This window comes from uncultured Gimesia sp., from assembly GCF_963972345.1.
GTDB lineage: Bacteria > Planctomycetota > Planctomycetia > Planctomycetales > Planctomycetaceae > Gimesia.
The window spans coordinates 1-19,782 of record NZ_CAXAVM010000134.1; the positions used below are offsets into that span (position 1 = coordinate 1).

Sequence of the window (19,782 nt, forward strand, 5' to 3'; positions counted from 1 at the left end):
GCAGGGATTTCGGGTGTTTCTTATTATTCAGGCAAACAAGGTCGCTTGTCTTGGGTCTAGTTCGTTACGACAGCGCGAATCCCCCTCCAATGTAAGCCGTTGCCCCGCCCCCGCGAATGACACCAGCCACACGATTTAGTGTTCTGTTGTATTACTGATTGTTCTGATCAGCTTGTGAAAGTAATCATTAAAAATGCTCAGAGCTGGCTTTTGCCCAGTCTTGTTTCCAGAAAGAATCTGTTGGGGAGGTCTGCAGTTCGTTCTCTTTCGCCTGATAAAAGATTTCCGCGTAACTTTTCACAGTGGTGGCATTGACTCTACGCATCAGCAGTTCTGGAGAGAGTTGGTCCGGTGAGCTCAATCCAAGAGAGGCGATGATCTGATTGAACTCCATCACAGTCGAATGCTGAAAATAGCGGACTCGATATTGTTTGACTTCCGGCAGAAGTCCTCTGGTGCGCGTCTGGTCCTGTGTGGTGATGCCGGTTGGGCAGCGATTCGTCTCACAGATTTGTGCCTGAATGCATCCCAGTGAGAACATCATGGCCCGGGCAGCATTGCAGTAGTCGGCACCATGGATGAGACGTCGGATCATTTCGAAGGCAGAGTCCACTTTCCCGCTGCAACCCAGTTTGATCTGTTTTCGCAAACCGCAGGCAATAAGAGATTGATGTACGAAATGTAAGCCTTCTGCGAGGGGGGCACCGACATGATCTTGATACTCCAGTGGTGCTGCCCCGGTACCTCCTTCACCTCCATCGACAATAATATAATCAGGTAGAATTCCGGTTTGCAGCATTGCTTTACAGATTCCCAGAAACTCACTGCGACGTCCCACACATAATTTGAACCCGACGGGCTTGGCATCAGATAAATCACGCAATCGCTGAATGAAATTCAACAGACCGCGGGGGGAATCAAACTCACTGTGCCCGGGGGGTGAGATGCATTTTTCATGTGCAGGCACTCCACGCGTCTCTGCAATTTCTTCTGACATTTTGGCGGCCGGCATCACTCCACCCAGGCCGGCTTTTGCGCCCTGGGATAACTTGATGGTGATACATTTCACCGCGGGTTCTGCTGCTTTATTTTGAAATTGCTCCGGGTCGAAATTGCCATTCTCATCGCGGCAGCCAAAGTAAGCGGTCCCGATCTCCCAGACCAGATCACCACCCGGTTTTAAATGATAGGGGCTTATACCACCTTCTCCAGTTGCATGTGCAAAACCGCCCAGTCTGGCACCACCGTTTAACGCCAGAATGGAATTGGCACTCAATGAACCGAAGCTCATGGAAGACACGTTCAATAAAGACATTTCGTATGGATGCCGACAAGCTTCACCACCAATTCGGACACGAAACTGTGTTTCACTGGCCTGCCTTGGATTGATCGAGTGTGTTAACCATTCATAGGCCGCCTCATAGACATCCAGTTCGGTACCGAACGACTTTTCTTCGTGTTCGTCTTCTGCACGCTCATAAACAATTTGTCTGCTGTTCCGGTTAAACGGGGCACCATCAGTATCACTTTCGACGAAATACTGATGCAGTTCCGGACGTAACTCTTCCGACGCGAAGCGGAGATATCCCAATAGCGGGTAGTTACGCAATACATTATTGGATGAGAAAAAAAGATCGTAAAATCCCACTCCCGTGAGGAGCAGAAACGGTATCGTCAGCCACATCCAGTGAAGAGATGCAGTTACAACCAGAATACAACCTAGTAAGGCCAGAATTACAGATAGCAGTAAGGGAATATATCGCATCATGATTAACGGCTTCTGGTTTTCAAACCATTTGCGTTTTAAAAAGGACTATAGAACCTGATATATTTATGGTCGAAAATAGGAATTAATTATATCAGAGAGTCTGGCGTTTTTTCACTGTCGTATACTTCTGAGCTTCACCAGCGCAGATGTAGAAGTCATCACTGCCAAAGCTCCTTTTCTGTCACTTATTGTAAGGAAATCAAGTTCTGGGTACCATCGCTGAACGGCTTGTATCGCCAGTTCTGACCTGCCTCACAAATGGTAAGTTGAGACGATTAAAGTGGTGAGTACTAGTCTAGTAGAGAGTTACGACAAATTAACAGCCCCCTGACTCCTCCCTGCGACATACCAAAGAAATCACGTCCGTTACGCTAAATTCCATACTCGCTGTTTCAATCGTTTGCGATGCAAAAGCTCTGCTACCGAACTGTGAGCGAATCACTGGTCAGATGGACGTCTTCATCGAGTTCTCTATTCAGGTTTTATACGACGCCATTATAATAAAGCAAGGTCTCATTCATGACTGCGATTATCACCGTCATCACTGAGTCGTTCGTATGTGTAAATCAGTTATTTGAGTACCGAGATATTCAATTGCGTGAAAGCTTGAATCAAATCAGATTGTTGTCAGTAAATAATTGACTCTGGTTCTGGAATGGAGGAAATCTTTCTGAATAAAACCTTACTTTGGCTGTATAATATTTTCATAGAATGAAACACAAACAATATATCCTGTGCCGTTTGCAGGAAAGAACGTTTCAGATCGACTTGCAATTTCTTCCTTATTATTGATGAAACATTCAGCATGTCTGGAAATCATGTTAAACACGAAAAGGGCTCTTATCGTTTTATGATCAACTGCATGAATATAGTTGTGCTTTGTGTGATGTTAATCTTGCCCTGCAATGCGAGTGCGCAAACACCTCAGCAGATTCTGAAAGAGGTCGGTATCACGCCGCATCCAGGGCAGTCGATTCCGCTGGATGCAGTTTTTAAGGATCATTCCAGTGATGAAATTTCCTTACGCGAAGCGTTAGATCATCAACCCGCCGTACTCTGTCTGGTTTATTTTGATTGTCCAATGCTCTGCAAGTTATCAGCCGATGGCCTGGTACGGGCCGTCAGTGAGATCCAGGAAGAAGTAGGAGACGACTTTCAGGTGATTATGGTCAGTTTTAATCCGGCTGATACACCGGAAAAAGCAAATCTGGCCCGCCAGCGACTGATTCAGAAATATGGTCGTTCTCCTGAAGGCAGCGGCTGGTATTGTCTGACCGGTTCCCAGGCAGAGATTGAACGCCTGACATCCGCAGTGGGATTTCAGGCTCACTGGGATGAAACGATTCAACAGTACGCGCATGCCAGCGGACTGATTATTGTTTCTGGAGAGGGGGTCATCACACAGTATCTGGATGGTGTGAATTACGTGCCCCGTGAGCTTTCCCAGGCAATTAAAGCAGCGGGGGACGAAAAGGTTTCAGAGAAATCTGCGAATTCGTTTCTGACATGTTATCTTTATGATCCGACAACGGGACGTTTCGGTAGTGCTGTGCAATGGACCGTTCGTATTCTGGGCGGACTGACTATAGTCGGCATGCTTTGGATGATGATAGGTTTACAGCGGCAGAATCTTTCGCAGAATGATTCGGACTGATTCAGTCTGCTGTCGATGCTTCAACGCGATCACTGCTGGAATAATGAGTGCCCTGTTCCAGACCTGGATCGAGCGTTTCCTGCCACCCACGGGTTGTGTAATCAGAGATGATACCCAGGATTGCAAAGCAGAGCCACAGAATGCCAACTGCCGCTGTCAGACGCAACACTCCGCTTCCCCCCTTTAAATTCATGAAGATTGCCAAAATCAGCAGGGTTTTGAGGAAAGCGATACTCAGTCCTGCGATCAGATGGGCAGATCCGAGCGGCAATTGAAACAGTCCCACCGTCAACAGCAGCAGGAGCATCAGAGCGACGCACGTCCAGATCAGCTGAGTCGACGATACTTGTTTTGCTGATGTCATGGATGTCTCCTCATTAAGCTTGTGACAGGCTTCTTATGTAAATTCATGTTGCAGTTGGTTGATTTACTTTCAGATCAAATAGAACAGTGGAAACAGGAAGATCCAGATAATATCCACGAAATGCCAGTACAAACCGATTACGGTGAGCGGGTTCTTCAGCCGTCGCGGATTTTTCGAGTATCGCAGATAAAAAGCCAGACCGGATACCAGACTGATGCCGATAATCATATGCAGGGCGTGCAGACCCGTCATACAGAAAAACAATACGAAATATATCTCAACAGAACGACCTGATAGAGGCGTGGATTGTTTTTCTGGCCAGTGAAAGGCAGCACCCGGAAACAGCTGGTGCTTGATTAAATCGTGATATTCATAAAATTCAAAGCTTAAAAACAGGATGCCCAGAACAGCAGTGCTGATCAGATTCCAGAAAACCCGGTGCATGTGGTCTCGTTCAAAAACATTCTCCGAGAGTGCGATCAGAAGACTACCCATCAACAGGAGTCCCGTCATAACGGCACCCGACCAGATTGCCAGATGTTCGCTGCCTTCAGCGAATGCGTCCGAATATTCATAACGGTATACGGTATAGGCGACAAACAGCCCACCAAAGAACAGCACCTCAGTCGCAAGAAATATCCACATTCCCAGCAGAGCCGCAGAGTGCTGCTGTTCGCTGTCATCAAACTGCATTGCTACGATAGACGAAGTCCTGTTCATGTCAGTCTCGTTTTGGGATTCGGTTTGTTTTTCGAGTCCGAGTGAGGCGTCTCATATTGATAAGCGGGTTCCCGAATGACGGGCGTCTCCCGGAAATTATGTGCAGGAGGCGGCGATGTCGTCGCCCATTCCAGTCCAGTCGCATCCCAGGGATTGTCGCAGGCCCGTTTGCCATATTTCAATGACCAGAGCAAATAGAATAATGGCAGTAGATAGCCGATTCCCAGGATCGACGCTCCCAGTGTACTCATGATGTGGAAGACCTGAAATTCACCGGGATACGTATGATAGCGGCGGGGGTTCCCGAGATATCCCAGTATGAATTGAGGAAAAAATGTCATGTTAAAACCGGCGAAGACGATCAGGGCATTGATGCGGCCCAGCCATTCCGAATACATGCGGCCTGTGATTTTGGGCCACCAGAAGTGCATTCCTCCGAGATAAGCCATCACCATGCCGCCCACCATGATGTAATGAAAATGAGCAATGATAAAATAGGTGTCGTGCACATGCACATCGAAGGCCAGTGTAGCCAGGCAGATTCCGGTCAAGCCCCCCATGGTAAACAGGCCGATAAAACCCAGGGCATACAGCATGGGGGTCGTAAGTGAGATACTGCCTTTATACAGCGTGGCTGTCCAGTTAAAAACTTTGACTGCCGAGGGGACCGCAACCAGCATACTCAGTAACGAGAAAAACAGACCTGCATACAGTGATTGACCGCTGACGAACATGTGGTGCCCCCATACCAGGAATCCCAGAATCGCGATTGCCAGGCTGGCCATGGCAATGAATTCATAACCAAAAATCGGTTTCCGGGAAAAGCAGGGGATGATTTCACTGATGACGCCCATCCCAGGTAAAATCATGATGTAAACGGCCGGATGAGAATAGAACCAGAACAGGTGCTGGAACAATAGCGGATCTCCACCGATCCCCGGGTCGAAGATGCCGACTCCCAGTAGTCGTTCGACGGCGACCAGTGCGAGCGTTACCGCCAGAATGGGAGTGGCCAGTACCATAATCAGGCTGGTTGAATACATGGACCAGATGAAGAGGGGCAGTCGGAACCATTTCAAACCGGGGCAGCGCATCGTGTGAATGGTGACGATAAAATTCAAGCCCGTCAGAATGGAAGAAAAACCCGTAATGAAGACCCCGGTTGCCGCCAGAATGACATGGGAATTAGCATAGGTACTGCTGTAAGGTGTATAAAAAGTCCACCCGGTATCGACACCACCCGCAATCACGACATACAGGGTAAACAGACCGCCTGCCATGAACAGATACCAGCTGGCCAGATTCAGACGCGGGAAAGCGAGGTCTCGGGCACCTATCATCAGCGGTACCAGAAAATTACCTAATACGTTAGGGACAGCCGGGATCAGGAAGAACCAGACCATAATGATCCCATGGATCGAAAACAGACGGTTATAAGTATCAGATGAGACCAGATCCCCCTGGGGAGTGATGAGTTCGAGTCGGAACAAAACTGCGGCGGCTCCTCCTACAAAGAAGAAGAATGTCAGCGAAACCATATACAGGATTGCAATGCGTTTGTGATCCAGCGTCATAAGCCAGGAACGCAATGTTGTGCCGTCACTTAAATAGGATTGATGCGTTGCCATTTTCTCTTTAACCACATTCTTGAAACAATTGATACTGTGTTACATCTCGCATTCTAATCTCCGTCTTAAAAAGCAGCGGGACCGGGAACCGGTCCTGAAGCATCAGCGATGGATTTGAGGTAGGCCGTGATTTCCAGGATCTGTTCCGGCGTCAGATGTGTCTGATAACTGGGCATCATTTTTTGATAGCCTCGATGAATCTCAGCCTGGGGTTCGACTATCGCGCGACGGATGTAACTGGCGTCGACGCGGACGGTATGACCACTTGCCAGTGGAAGCAGGCTGCCATATAAACCAGCCAGCGGAGGTCCACTGCGATTGCCTTCAAGTGGATCGTGGCATTGCAGACAGCCGAAGGAAGCCAGGTGCCGGCGTCCCCGTTGTTCCGGTGAAAGTTCTTCACCAGATCTGAGCCATTGTTCGTATTCTTCCGGCGTCTGTACGATGACAGTCCCCCGCATGGCGGAATGACTGGTACCACAGTATTCGGCACAGAACAGATGAAAGACGCCGGTTTTTGTCGGTTGAAACCAGAGTGTCGTATAACGGGCAGGCAGGACATCCTGCTTATTCCGAAATGCGGGGACATAGAAGCTGTGAATCACGTCTTCTGAGATCATGGTCAGTCGAACGGGCTGACCGACGGGAACATGCAGCTGATTGATTTCCCGACTCCCCTGTTCATGCCCAATTTTCCACATCCACTGTTTCGCGACGACATAAATATTCGTAGTCTCTGGAGGTGGTTGATGACCGCGTACATAAACTTCTGCGCCCCAGCCAAAAAAGATCAGCAGGATCAGCAGTGGCACGATTGTCCAGACGATCTCTGTTGCCAGATGGTGTCTTTCCAACCAGCCAGACTGTCGATTTACCTCACGCGTGTGATAATAGCGCACTACAAAAACAATCAGCGCAACCGCAATCACGACAGAAAACAAAGTCGATACTGCCAGTAAGGCCCATGCCAGCAGATCGATTTCACTACCACCCCGCGAGGCAACTTCCGGAAGCAAACGAAATGAGGTATTCATTGATCCGATTCCTCCTGTTGTCCGTTATGATCGGGGGAAAAAGGCTGCAGTCCGCGTTGAGGCAGTAACTGCATGGCGCGCTTGACAGGTATACGTGCCACCCGATGTTCTGCATCCTGCCAGGCATAACTCCGGAGTATCAATGCTTCCCGAGATTGAATGTGTTCTCGATCGTATGCCTGGTTCGGAGCCACACCAGGTGATGACTGTTGTTGCTGCCACTGTTGACCCGCGTGTTCAATCGGGGTGTCTCCAGAAAGCCAGTTCAGACTGAAATGAATCACTGCCAGACAGATCACGAGGAGCAGTAATATTCCGCCAGCAGTATACCAGACTCTCGAAACGTATACGGATTCCGCTTCGTGACAGGAGGGAGCCATTTGCTCATGATTTGAATGTTGCTTGTGATCGTTTTGCATAGGTTTACTCATCAGGTATTAAGAGATTTTTTTCGGTTTGACGGGCATCCCGGCGCACCAGTGCTTCCATCGCGAGCAGGTAGCTGCCGGGAATGGCGAACAATGCGGGGAGTAGCGACCAATGAAATCCAACCAGAGGCGTTTTGTGACCGCCGGGAAGCACCATCCATGCCAACTCGACCAGTCGTACACCCAACAGAAACAGCGCCAATAATCCCAGTTTGAGGGCATCCCTTTTAAAATCTTGAGAGAGCAGGCAGGCCAGGGGTATGAAAAAGCCTCCCAAAGCCAGGGCAGGAGTGATCCAGGACCAGCTATTCATAAGTCTCCGTTGATAGAAGGCAGCTTCCTGGGGCAAATCTCCCGACCACATGATTAAGAACTGTGACAGGGAAAAATAAGCCCAGATCATCACAAAGGCCAGCAGCAGATTCCCCAGGTCGTTCATCAATTTGGAATCGGGGTTTCTGTTTTCATTCCGCGGGTTGAATGCGTAACCCGCGATTGCTGCTGCCATCGCTGCCAGCAATGCTCCCACACCGACCAGTGCACCAAACAATGTCGATGTGAAGAAGGGGTCCAGGGACATAATCCAGTCCATAGCCGCCCATGTGACAGAAATCAGAATCGCAATCAGTCCCAGGCCGGCGGCAGCCTGGCCGCCGGGAATGAGGATCTGGCCGGATTCAGCGACCCGCTTCTGACGAACACGTAAAAAAGTTCCCGCAACGATCCAGGAAAAACCGATCCAGATAAAAAAATAGAGAATCGAGCGTCCGATCACGAATCCCGGTTGCAGAAACCATTGTCGATGGCTGATGTTTTCCAGCCCCTCAAAATAAGCAGAATCGGTCCAGGGATACACATATGAGAGCCCGATCATCCAGGGGAGAAAACAGAGTCCGACCATCGGCATCAGTCGGGCATGCAGAGAGAGTCTCTGCCAGATCGTTTCGCTCCATTTTCCTCCCGTTAGAACAATCATCAGCAGCAGAGTCAGACTGCCCAGCGAAATACTCCAGGGCCATAAGATGACAGTCAGCCATGACATGAAAAAATGCCTGGGAGAAAGAAACGCCGCCAAAACACAGAAACCCAGCGCGCAACCCGTCCCCAGCAGCAGAAAACGTCTGCTTTTTTCTGAGAAGAACGGTTGTGGCGTGTCAGTAGAATTCATGGTTTCGTTTTCAATTGGTTTAAGTCCGTTTCAGTTAACATCGATTCGGGAGCATGTTGACTGAATTGCAGTGCCCGTAGGTAAACGGCAATCGCCCAGCGATCATCGGGGGGGATCATGAATCTGTAAGCCGGCATGTGTTTTTTTCCCTGTGTGATGACTTCAAAAAAATAACCGAGTGATTTTGCTCTCAGGCGAGGCGTATGAAAACTGGCCGGATAGTAATAACCTCGACGTGCGACTTCACCATTCCCGTTTCCCAGTTGTCCATGGCAGGGAGTGCACCAGATCTGGAATCGATTCTGTCCCCGCTGTACCGTTTCCAGAAGATTATGACTGTCATTGAGAGTTGCGGGGATGTCGGGTAAATTGCTTTCGTCAATCTTATCTGGTGGCAGGATCTCTTCTGCGGGTGACCGCGCCTGCCACAAGGTAGCATGTGGTCCCCCCATCTGATCCATAATGGATTCTTTGGCAGGAACGGTGTGGGCGGGAAGTGCCCGCATGGAACTGCGATTTCCCCAGGCGGCAGTTGCTTCCTGGGGATCAACCCGTTTCTGATTCATCATCTCCTGCGCACAACTGCTGGAAAACAGGAGCGGTAACACCAGGCAGATTATCTTCAAGCCGCGGATAGCATTACAGCAACGGCTGATATTGTGAGCCTGTGCTTTCTCGCATTCAGGCTTCGATCGCGGGAACATCCCACACCTCCTGTGCACCGGCATTCAATAACGACTGACGCGTCATTTCAGAATCGAATTGAGCATCTTCTGACTGCACACAAAGGAACCATGCATCCGTACTGGCGCGGCGAAAAGCCTCAACCTCAAACACAGGATGATTGAGCCTTGGCAGTCCACACAGCAGCAGCATCCCTCCGGCGCCTGCCAGTGCGCCGAGTAATATAATGCATTCGAACGCAGGAGGAATGAACGATACCCAACTGTGCAACGGACGTCCGCCGACATTCAAAGGATAAGCAAACAGGTTCACCCAATATTCCAGCGCATAGATGGAAATCCCCCCCAGTATCCCCCCTCCCAATACGATGGGAGCCACCAGCGATCGTCTCAAATGAAGTGCATCAGAAAGGTCCTCCAGGGGAAACGGTGAAAAGGCATCCAGCGCGCGATATCCGTCAGCATAAAGCGTATGGGTCGCTTCGATGAGTTCTGTATCTGAAGAAAATTGCGCCAGTAACCCGAACAACGGTCCGGATTCGTGAGCTTCACTCGCAGCTGCGGTGCTCGATAAACGGGGGTCAGGTGGAATCATGGATTCGAGCCCCCTTTCTGATGCACGAGTTCCCGCATTTCTGACATGGAGATCGAGGGTAACAGTCGCAGGAATAAGAGCATGAGAATCAGGAACAGACCACCGGTGCCCACAAGCAGAGCCCAGTCCCAGATGGTGGGATAATACATGGCCCAGTCAGAGGGGAGATGATCGCGGTGCAGACTGAGGGTAATAATAATGAAGCGTTCCAGCCACATCCCCACTTGAATGCACAGTGAGATTCCAAACAGAAAAAGCGTACTACGACGGACTGCGGGAAACCAGAGTGCCTGCGGGATCACGCAGTTACACAGAATCAGGGCCCAGTAACAATAATCGTATGGCCCGCTAAATCGATTTGTGTAGATATAGCTGTCATAAGGCTCATTGAGATACCAGGCCTGATAAGCGTCCATCAGGTAACCGTAAGAGACAGTCATGCCGGAAGCGAGCATGATTTTCGCCATCTTATCCAGATGAGTTTCTGTAATCAGATCTTTAACATCATAAACGCGCCTGAGCGGTATAGTGATCAGCAATACCATGGCAAAACCGGAAAAAATAGCGCCGCCGACAAAATAGGGAGGAAAGACTGTGGAATGCCAGGCAGAGACGATACCGACCGAGAAATCCCAGCTGACAGTTGTGTGTACGGAAACAACCAGCGGAGTTGCGAGACCCGCGAGCAGAAGATAGAGCTTCTGATAGTGATGCCAGTGTCGGGCGGAATTCCGCCAGCCCAGTGCCAGTACACCGTAAATCCGCGCAATAAAGTGACTCTGAGCACGGTCTCGCATGGTTGCCAGATCTGGCAGCATCCCCAGATACCAGAAGATCAGCGAGACGGTGGCATAAGTTGTGATCGCAAAAAAGTCCCAGATCAGAGGGCTGCGGAATTGAGGCCACATATCAGTTGTTGCAGGGTAGGGTATCAGCCAATAAAATAATTTCGGTCGTCCCAGATGGAGTAAAGGAAACAGGCCTGCGCAGGCGACCGCAAACAGCGTCATCGCTTCAGCGATCCGGTTGATACTTGTTCGCCACTCCTGATGGAGAAGCAGCAATATGGCTGATATCAGAGTTCCTGCATGACCAATGCCAATCCACCACACAAAATTGACAATTGCCAGTCCCCAGCCGATGGGAATATTAATACCCCAGATGCCAACCCCATACGCAAACAACCAGCCAATCCCCAGCAGGAGTGCCTGCAGCATCAGTAATCCGATCAGAAAGCTGAATTTCCAGGAGCGAGGTGTTGGTTTTTTCAGAACGATACTGCTGACCTGCTCACTTACGGATTCGTAAGAGGCATTTGCCGGCAGCAGATCAGTCCTCGCTCTGTCTTCGCTGCTCATGGGCTTTCACCTGTATTTGGGTTTTTAACTTCAGCGAGGTAGGTTGTACGTGGTCTGGTATTAAGCTCTTCCAGCAACGCATAATTCAACGGATGATCATGAGTCTGTCGCACTCGACTCTCAGCTTCATTCAAATCACCAAAGTGAATGGCTTGAGCCGGGCACGCGCCCTGGCAGGCGGTCACAATTTCCCCATCGCGGAGCGGACGTTCTTCCCGCTGCGCTGCAATTTTGCTTTTTTCTATTCTCTGCACACAATACGTGCATTTTTCCATAACTCCCCGACTGCGCACGGTGACATCGGGATTGGTCAGCAACTGCAAACCAGGTTCATTCAAGGCTTTGTCGGAAAAATCCAGGAAGTTGAAACGTCGCACTTTATAGGGACAGTTGTTGCTGCAATACCGTGTGCCCACACAGCGATTGTAGATCATCTGATTCAGCCCCTCGTCACTGTGAGTGGTCGCGGCGACCGGACAGACAAGTTCGCAGGGTGCGTGTTCACAATGCATACAGGGGACCGGCTGGCTGAGTGTCTGCTCGGGATCTTCCGCTTTACCTTCATAATAAGTATCGACGCGGATCCAGTGCATTTCCCGGTTGAGCGCCACCTGCTGTTTACCGACGATCGGAATATTGTTCTCTGACTGGCAGGCCAGCACACAGGCGGAACATCCCACACAGGCGGTCAGATCAATCGTCATTCCCCAGCGATGTCCTTCGTACGACCACTCATCGTTGAAAGACGCGGTCGGTAAGGGGGACGGTGGATGAGCAAATTCCGGTTTTTCCGGATCCTGCTGATACTTCTGTAATGTGCCGGAACGTACAAGATGTTTGCCTTCCATCAGATGATGGGTTTGTGTCGCCGCCAGAGAATAACGCTTTTCTGTTTTTTCCACTTGCAGATCGGGGCGAAACCACATCCGCTCACTTGTACGTAACGGGTAGATATTAAAGCCGTTCGCTGTGCCTGCTCTACCGGAGACAGTTCTCCCATAGCCAAAACAGGCAGTGATACAGCCCGCCGGTTGCCCGGGCATCACCCAGACGGGAAGAGTGCACTGTTCTTTACCACTGCCCACAGTGATAAGGTCTCCATTTTTAAGATCAAGCTCTGCGGCATCGGAGACTGAGAACCAGGCGACATTGTCCCAGGTCAGTGTACTGAGAGGTTTGGGAAGTTCCTGCAGCCAGCCATTGTTGATGAAGCGTCCATCCCAGACAGTCGGATCCGGGTGAAAAGTGACCGTAAACCGTCCTGTGGTGGATTGGAATTCCTCGGTCCACTTTTTGAGGGCTGTAGAAATACGTGTGGGGAAATCTTCTGCGATCGTTAACTCTTCTGGCGTCTGCTTTGTGTCGGGAATCACACCATCGGCTAAAGCCTGCGACCAGGCTTGTGCTGTTTCGCCTGTGCCAAGTTGATCGCTCCAGGTTGAGCGGACGAGTGCATAGCCACTATCGGATTCATCTACGAGGGTGCCCAGCAGTTCCAGTGCAGAGATCCCATCATACAGGGGTGAGATCAATGGTTGTACAATGCTGGCTGTCCCATCAGCGGATCGTACATCTCCCCAGCGTTCCAGAAAATGCAAGTCCGGAATGGACCAGAGACAACTCTCTGATGTTTCGATTGGCAGGGAACTTAATGCGTAGCTCCTGCTTACCTGCTTGAGAGCTGCTGCGAACGGGATGTCGGCAGGAGCATCGAATACCGGATTTCCACCCAGAATGAATAAGTCTTCAACCTTGCCCTGTTCCATGTCTGTTACCAGGTCACGAAGCATGCTCGTGTCGGCAGTGGTTGTATCAGGACGGATCTGCTGTGATGGATAGAAATGAGTTGTGACGCCACTGTTTCCCAGCTGTTGGGTAATGGCATATACGAGTGCATGAACGAGGGGAGGCTGTTCACGTCCTGCGGCGACAAGACTGAATTGCCCTGCAGATTTGAGGTCTGCTACCACCTGTTGTAACCAGCGTCGTTCATCTTCCGACTGATCAACCAACTGATACAGTTCAGTTTTGCTGACGGCATCGACTCCCACCTGCGCTGCGATCTCGATCAACAGCGAGATGATCTTAGCGGGATCCGTGCGGAGATGATGATCGGCTTTGGCGGCTGTTAACGTGGGAGAGGATGCGAGCGCATAGAGACGATTGAATTGCGGATTCTGATCTTGATTTGTGCCGCCTGCTAATCGCCGTTTGTCTGTAAAATGCCGAATCTGCTGCAGAGGCAGATCACGGGCCTGTAAAAAGTCATAGTCAATCGACAATATGACAGCGGCTTTTTCAAAATCGTATACGGGTTGGGTTAATTTTGCATTATTACCAAATGCTAAAGCAGTACCGGCACGCTGTTGATCGTCATTGACCGGTTCATAACAGTACCAGCGGGATTGCGGCCAGCGCTCTCTGATGTGATTCAATAATCGCTGTTGAGTGGGGCTGGTGGAAGTTTGTGTAAGAATGCGGAGGCCTGCACCCTGAGTCTGATCGAAATGAATACGGGTTGCCTGCAGTTCCCGCCTCCACTTTAAGCGAGAGGAATTTTTTTGATTTCGTTGGAATACCTTGAGCCGATCAGGATCATACAGGTCCAAGGTTGCTGCCTGAGCAAACACGTTCGTTGCACCCAGGCTGGAGGGGTGATTGGGGTTTCCTTCTATTTTGATGGGCCGGCCCATCTGGCTTTCCACAGTCAATCCAAGGACGGAACCACTCAATTCCATGGCGGTATTGAAGTACAATGGGCTTCCCGAGTGATTCTGGTTTGCCTGGTGCACTGCGGGGACGATCATTTCTTCAGGTTGATGCAGATCGCAGCCGTGTAACCCCGCGAGAAAAAAGGAGGCTCCCATCAAATAAAGAAAATCACGCCGGGAGCATTGCAGCCACTCGGTTGCCTGAGCCGGAAATTCTCGATGCAGATAAGACTGAAATTCTTCTGTGTCCGCAAGTTCTTCCAGGCTGCGCCACCAGTCTACGCCGGTTGATGATGACTTCAATTCGGGAAAATCAGATTGTTGCAGTTTTTTTCCTGGCATATCACAATTCAGTTTCGATCGTCATAAGTACGGTTTCCTGTTGTCAGGCCACGGTGCCCGTTACTGTGAGTTTATCGATGACAGGTGTAGCAGTCTGTCCGACTTTTCAGTTTGTATTTCTTCGCCAGCTGCGTCTGTAGAAGTTTGATTTCAGCGGAAGAGGTTTCGGCTTCCAGATGCTCTGGTTTGGTTTCCGACAACGCATCACGAAAAGGGTTTGTGCTGGTCAGTGACTTTAACGGTTTGGAATGAAAGACCAGGGCGCGTGGTCGCACATGCTGTTGCGGATTGCGGTGGCAGTCCAGGCACCACTGCATGGTCAGGGGGCGGGCCTGCATAGTCAGAGGCATTTCCGACAGATCGCCGTGGCAGCTATAGCAGCCAATTCCTTTATGAATATGGATGCCATGATTGAAGAATACATAATCCGGTAAATCATGAACACGACGCCAACGGAGCGAACGATTTTCCTGCCAGCTGTTTCGCACCGGCGCCAACATATCACTCTGGCTCCACAGTTCGCGATGACAGGTCATACAGATTTGTGTGGACGGCACACCGGCACGCGCAGAGTCTTCGACTCCCTGATGGCAGTAGCGGCAGTCAATGCCAGCATCTCCTACATGATGTTGATGACTGAAAGGGATGGGCTGCTCAACAATTCGGTCCTGTCCCGTCATGAAAGGTGAGCGCGCAGCTATCAACATGGTTGATAATGTGCCAACTCCCAGTAATGCGATACACCCCAATGCGCTACGCATGAGCGAGTTTGCTGCCGGGGTAAATAACTGAGTCATCACTCTGACTTTATGCCAATTATTATGGAACTGAGGTAAAACCTGAGAACCAGCAAGCCCCACTCCATGCAGATACTTGCAGACCCCGGGTATGCACTGCGAAATCAACAACAAAAAGTAAAGGCGGGCAAAAATTCAATAAAGCAAATTGCATACCAGCCTACTTACATCTTCGGGATTGAGTGAGCACTTTACAGCAGAATATGCCCGCCATTTCTTCCTGATATCTTGTTTGTAACAGGCAGCGTTATTGTCCTGAGTTGAAATCGCTTTAGAGAGGGGCATGTTATTTGCTGTTTCGCTCCTTCCAACGCCACGGTGTATTTCCGTCAATTGTGGCATTTTCAGCTTGCCGACAGTGGATAGTCATAAAAGCTGTTCTGGTTGACTGCACGGCATTGCCGAATCAAAAATAATCTTGATTGAGGAGTGAGAGATCATGGCAGACCGGGTGAGTGATTTTATACTTGAACGACTCCGTGAGTGGGGAATTGAACGAGTTTATGGCTACCCCGGTGATGGCATCAATGGGATCATGGGAGCTCTGGCACGCGCGGGGGCTCCTCAATTTATTCAGGCGCGGCATGAAGAAATGGCGGCATTCATGGCTTGCGGCCATGCGAAGTTTACGGGTCAGCTGGGAGTCTGTCTGGCGACCTCCGGGCCGGGAGCGATTCATCTGCTGAATGGTCTCTATGATGCCAAGCTGGATCATCAGCCAGTGCTGGCCATCTGTGGTCAACAACCGAGTACTGCTCTGGGCAGCAGCTATATGCAGGAAGTCGACTTACATACGCTTTTTAAAGATGTGGCTCATGAGTACGTGCAGACTGTCACGAATCCTCATCAGCTGCCTGCCATGCTTGATCGGGCAGTGAGAACGGCTATCTGTGAACGGACTGTTACCGCATTGATTGTTCCAGCGGATCTTCAAGATGCCAAGGCAGTCAAGGAAACACCGCATCAGTTCAAAATGGCTCCAGGAAGTCTGGGCGTGATCAAACCCCGCATTCTTCCGCCAAAAGATGATGCATTACAAAGAGCTGCGGGAATCATCAATAGCGGGGAACGAGTCGCGATCCTCGTGGGCCAGGGTGCGCGAAATGCGGCTGATGAAGTGATTGAACTGGCGGATAAAACCGGTGCAGGCGTTGCCAAAGCGCTGTTGGGAAAAGATGTGCTTCCTGATGATCTTTCGTTTGTCACCGGTTCGATTGGCCTGTTGGGGACGAAGCCCAGTTATGAGCTGATGATGAATTGTGATACGTTCGTGATGATCGGGTCCAGCTTTCCGTATTCCCAGTTTTTGCCCGAATTTGGTCAGGCACGAGGTATACAGATTGATATCGACCCGAAAATGATCGGGATTCGGTACCCGATGGAATTGAATCTGGTAGGGGATTCACGCGAAACACTACAGGCTTTACTGCCGATGATCGAGAAAAAGGAGGATCTCCAATGGCGACACCAGATTGAAGATTCAATCAGTCAGTGGTGGAAGATTGTAGAAGACCGGGCCATGAGCAGTGCCAACCCGGTCAATCCCCAGCGTGTTTTCTGGGAGCTGTCTCCCCGGCTGCCTGATGACTGTATCATCACCGCAGACTCGGGGAGCGGGACGAACTGGTTTGCCCGTGATCTGAAAATTCGTAAAGGGATGCGTGCTTCCGTTTCAGGCACACTGGCTTCGATGGGATGTGCAGTGCCTTATGCCATTGCCGCGAAATTCTGCTATCCTGAGCGGGCAGTCATCGCATTAGCCGGCGATGGGGCCATGCAGATGAATGGCATGAATGAATTATTGACCATCAAAAAATACGCGGCGGAATGGCCTGATCCACGATTGATCATCCTGGTGCTGCATAACAACGATCTGAATCAGGTGACCTGGGAAATGCGCGTGATGGAGGGAGATCCGAAATACGAGGCTTCCCAGAATTTGCCTGATATCAACTACGCCGCCTATGCAGAACTATGCGGTCTTAAAGGAATTCGTATTGAAAAACCGGAGCAGATTGTCGATGCCTGGGAAGCGGCTTTCTCTGCTGACAGGCCTGTCGTCATTGATGCCTTGTGCGATCCTTCTGTTCCACCTTTGCCCCCGCATACCTCCTGGAAGCAGAGTGAAGCCATGCTGGCTTCACTCTTGAAAGGCGATCCTGACGCAGGAGACATAATTCGTCAGAGTTTTAAAGGCCTGATGAAAGGACTGATTCATTAATCCAAGTTAGCACTTTCACCAGGTTATGTTTTCCAATATCAATGGGTATGGGCCTGAACGGGCGATAATATTTCTACCCGACGCCTTCGGTCACTCAAGGAATTCAAAAGTTGCGTACACGAATTATTGCATCATGCGTTCTCCTTGGGTGTTTGGATATGACGGAAATCGGCATTTTCTTGAGAGGAATAATCAACCAGTCGCTGTCTGATCTCCAACCAGATGACGAGCCAGCGGACCGATTGATAAGCCTTGAACGATAATTGAAAAGATCACAACACCATAAGTCACAGTGAGGAACAAGTCGCGGTTCATTCCTGGCGTCATTTGTAACGCCAATGCAATCGAGATTCCACCACGTAGTCCACCCCACGTCATGATCGTTAACGTGTGCGGTGCAAACTTGAGGCGCTTGGCAAAAAGCCGTATGGGAATCAGTAGAGACAGAAATCTCGCTGCAAGGACCAGTATAATCGCAATAAGCGATGCATAAATATAGTCCGTCTTTACATGGAGAATCAGTATCTCAAGCCCTATTAGAACGAACAGGATCGCGTTCATGACCATGTCGACCATTTCCCAGAAATGATCGACATACTTTTCCGTTTGAGCAGACATGGATCGACCACGTACCGCGTCGCTGCCGACGATCAAACCCGCCACGACCATCGCCAATGGTCCCGAAACATGCAGGTAAGTGGCAAGTGAGTAGCCTCCCATCACGCAGGCCAGCGAAATCATGATCTCAATTTCATAGTCATCGATTGATCGCATCAATAAGAACACCACACTTCCCAGGGCCAGCCCCAACGCGAGACCGCCGAGCACTTCGACAGCCAAAAGTTCTCCAATGATCCCGATTGAGATTTCGTGCTTATCAGGTGAAATATTGGGGGAACCTTGAAGCGTTTCTGCCCCTTCTTCTGTAGTCGCTGCCGAGGAAACACCTGGCATTTGGGGGGTATCAAACTCGTTACCGAGCGGATGGCTACCTCCTGAGGCGATCCCGAACAGGGCCAGAAAAACGACGACGCCTACTCCATCATTGAACAATGATTCACCGACTATTTTGGTTTCCAGCGATTTTGGGACGCCCGCGTTCTTTAATATCCCGAGAACCGCGATGGGGTCAGTTGGAGAAATGAGTGAGCCGAACAGCAGACAGTGGATAAACTGGACGTTCAACCCCAGCATATTGAAGGTAAAGAATGAAACGCTTCCCACCAGTGCGGTTGAAGAGACTACACCGAGCGTTGAGAATGTCAAAATAGGCCAGCGCTGTACATGTAACTGACCAAAATTCGTTTGCAGTGCGCCGGCGAAGAGCAGGAAACCGAGCATGACATCCAGCAATATTTCCTGGAAGTCAATGTAGCCAATCAGAGTGCGTGCGTAATCCAAAATACGATCATTGATCCAGGCACTGGCAAAAACCAGCGTCGTGAATAGTGTCGCGACGATCATCAGACCGATTGTCTTGGGCAGCTTCAAGAACTTAACATTGATGTAGCCAAACAAAGCCGCCAGAGCGATGATAATCGAAGTTAGACTGAACAAATCCATAATAGTGCTTTGCCGGTTAGAAGAATTTCAGAACGTATCAGTCACGTACGAATGCAATCGCGATTTCCCATATAGATCAATCTGGAATCGCTCTTAATATCTTTTGATTTTAATTGTAACTGCTGAGGTTCCTGCGTGTCTAACGGGGTCTGAATTTCTCCACTTTTGCTGTCCTGTTATTTGTGAAATTCAAAATGGCTATTGTTTTCAGGCACTGGATAGTAACAGGAGAGACAACTTCAGCAGAATTACTTCCCGCAGACATGACAACCGTTTTCCGCTGAAAGATTGATATCAATGTTTCATACGGCTTTGCCGCCTTGATACAGTACTCAGTATATGGATACCTGGAATACTCATGTTAGCGTTTGTCACCAGATCGCGTTGCAGGCCGGGTTCTGCCGCTGGCCAGAGCATGGGAGCGATTGAGATGCCGACATCGCTTTCGCTTATGAATATATTGTTGGTTGAAACGCATTCAGAATTCTACAGACGGCCGGGCATAATTGGTGGGCCGGTTACACAATGCTGTATCTGGACATTCCCAAATTCCCTGACGAATGGAAATCATAAAAGAGCCGTTCCAGATGCATGACGATTTGAGAATGTTCCCATCCAAACCGACTCGGCATCGACGTGGATGGAGAAATCGTCAATCAGAATTCGATTTAAAAATGAGAAAGGAGTCAGCGGTGCTCTGTAGAAAAGCTCCCTTTGATTGCTATTTTCGAAATTAATAAGTCATGAT

General features: G+C 49.8%; 15 protein-coding genes. 2 read left to right on the forward strand and 13 right to left on the reverse strand.

The features are described from left to right. Positions 1–187: 187 nt before the first annotated feature. Positions 188–1,768: an FMN-binding glutamate synthase family protein gene (locus AACZ40_RS19780; RefSeq protein WP_339675555.1), complete on the reverse strand. Its 1,581-nt coding sequence runs from the start codon at positions 1,766–1,768 to the stop codon at positions 188–190. Positions 1,769–2,654: 886 nt separating this feature from the next. Between AACZ40_RS19780 and AACZ40_RS19785 the strand changes: the two genes are divergently transcribed. Then, positions 2,655–3,422 carry an SCO family protein gene (locus tag AACZ40_RS19785; RefSeq protein ID WP_291166101.1) on the forward strand — a complete coding sequence of 256 codons (768 nt, stop codon included), beginning with the start codon at positions 2,655–2,657 and terminating at the stop codon, positions 3,420–3,422. Position 3,423: 1 nt separating this feature from the next. Here AACZ40_RS19785 and AACZ40_RS19790 read toward each other — a convergent pair whose 3' ends face one another. From AACZ40_RS19790 to AACZ40_RS19840, 11 genes are all read right to left on the reverse strand, one after another. Continuing rightward, positions 3,424–3,786: a cytochrome C oxidase subunit IV family protein gene (locus AACZ40_RS19790; protein WP_291166102.1), complete on the reverse strand. Its 363-nt coding sequence runs from the start codon at positions 3,784–3,786 to the stop codon at positions 3,424–3,426. Between the two features lie 69 nt (positions 3,787–3,855). Beyond that, complete coding sequence (locus tag AACZ40_RS19795) at positions 3,856–4,506, reverse strand: cytochrome c oxidase subunit 3 (protein ID WP_291166104.1); 651 nt, start codon at positions 4,504–4,506, stop codon at positions 3,856–3,858. Further along, positions 4,503–6,134: a cytochrome c oxidase subunit I gene (gene ctaD / locus AACZ40_RS19800; RefSeq protein ID WP_291166106.1), complete on the reverse strand. Its 1,632-nt coding sequence runs from the start codon at positions 6,132–6,134 to the stop codon at positions 4,503–4,505. The genes AACZ40_RS19795 and ctaD overlap by 4 nt, the downstream gene beginning before the upstream one ends. 65 nt (positions 6,135–6,199) lie before the next feature. Beyond that, positions 6,200–7,168, reverse strand: coding sequence for a cytochrome c oxidase subunit II (coxB, locus tag AACZ40_RS19805; protein WP_291166108.1), 969 nt, complete (start codon positions 7,166–7,168; stop codon positions 6,200–6,202). Continuing rightward, a complete protein-coding gene (locus AACZ40_RS19810; RefSeq protein ID WP_291166110.1) occupies positions 7,165–7,587 on the reverse strand; it encodes a hypothetical protein in 423 nt (140 codons plus the stop codon). The genes coxB and AACZ40_RS19810 overlap by 4 nt, the downstream gene beginning before the upstream one ends. Positions 7,588–7,591: 4 nt before the next feature. Continuing rightward, a complete protein-coding gene (locus AACZ40_RS19815; RefSeq protein ID WP_291166113.1) occupies positions 7,592–8,764 on the reverse strand; it encodes a hypothetical protein in 1,173 nt (390 codons plus the stop codon). Then, complete coding sequence (locus AACZ40_RS19820) at positions 8,761–9,468, reverse strand: cytochrome c (RefSeq protein WP_291166115.1); 708 nt, start codon at positions 9,466–9,468, stop codon at positions 8,761–8,763. The genes AACZ40_RS19815 and AACZ40_RS19820 overlap by 4 nt, the downstream gene beginning before the upstream one ends. After that, positions 9,446–10,042: a DUF3341 domain-containing protein gene (locus AACZ40_RS19825; RefSeq protein ID WP_291166117.1), complete on the reverse strand. Its 597-nt coding sequence runs from the start codon at positions 10,040–10,042 to the stop codon at positions 9,446–9,448. The genes AACZ40_RS19820 and AACZ40_RS19825 overlap by 23 nt, the downstream gene beginning before the upstream one ends. Beyond that, positions 10,039–11,400 carry an NrfD/PsrC family molybdoenzyme membrane anchor subunit gene (nrfD, locus tag AACZ40_RS19830; protein ID WP_291166120.1) on the reverse strand — a complete coding sequence of 454 codons (1,362 nt, stop codon included), beginning with the start codon at positions 11,398–11,400 and terminating at the stop codon, positions 10,039–10,041. The genes AACZ40_RS19825 and nrfD overlap by 4 nt, the downstream gene beginning before the upstream one ends. Beyond that, positions 11,397–14,453, reverse strand: a complete 3,057-nt coding sequence (locus AACZ40_RS19835) for a TAT-variant-translocated molybdopterin oxidoreductase (protein ID WP_291166122.1) — start codon at positions 14,451–14,453, stop codon at positions 11,397–11,399. The genes nrfD and AACZ40_RS19835 overlap by 4 nt, the downstream gene beginning before the upstream one ends. A 71-nt stretch (positions 14,454–14,524) precedes the next feature. Beyond that, the gene (locus AACZ40_RS19840; protein WP_291166124.1) at positions 14,525–15,214 is read right to left on the reverse strand and encodes a cytochrome c3 family protein; all 690 of its coding nucleotides are present in this window, start codon (positions 15,212–15,214) and stop codon (positions 14,525–14,527) included. Positions 15,215–15,689: 475 nt separating this feature from the next. Here AACZ40_RS19840 and AACZ40_RS19845 point away from each other — a divergent pair, with 475 nt between their 5' ends. Further along, positions 15,690–17,471, forward strand: coding sequence for a thiamine pyrophosphate-requiring protein (locus tag AACZ40_RS19845; protein ID WP_291166126.1), 1,782 nt, complete (start codon positions 15,690–15,692; stop codon positions 17,469–17,471). A gap of 192 nt (positions 17,472–17,663) precedes the next feature. On the opposite strand, the gene AACZ40_RS19850 is transcribed toward AACZ40_RS19845, so the two are convergent. After that, on the reverse strand, positions 17,664–19,034 hold the full coding sequence (locus AACZ40_RS19850) for a sodium:proton antiporter (RefSeq protein ID WP_291166127.1): 1,371 nt from the start codon (positions 19,032–19,034) through the stop codon (positions 17,664–17,666). Positions 19,035–19,782 lie beyond the last annotated feature (748 nt).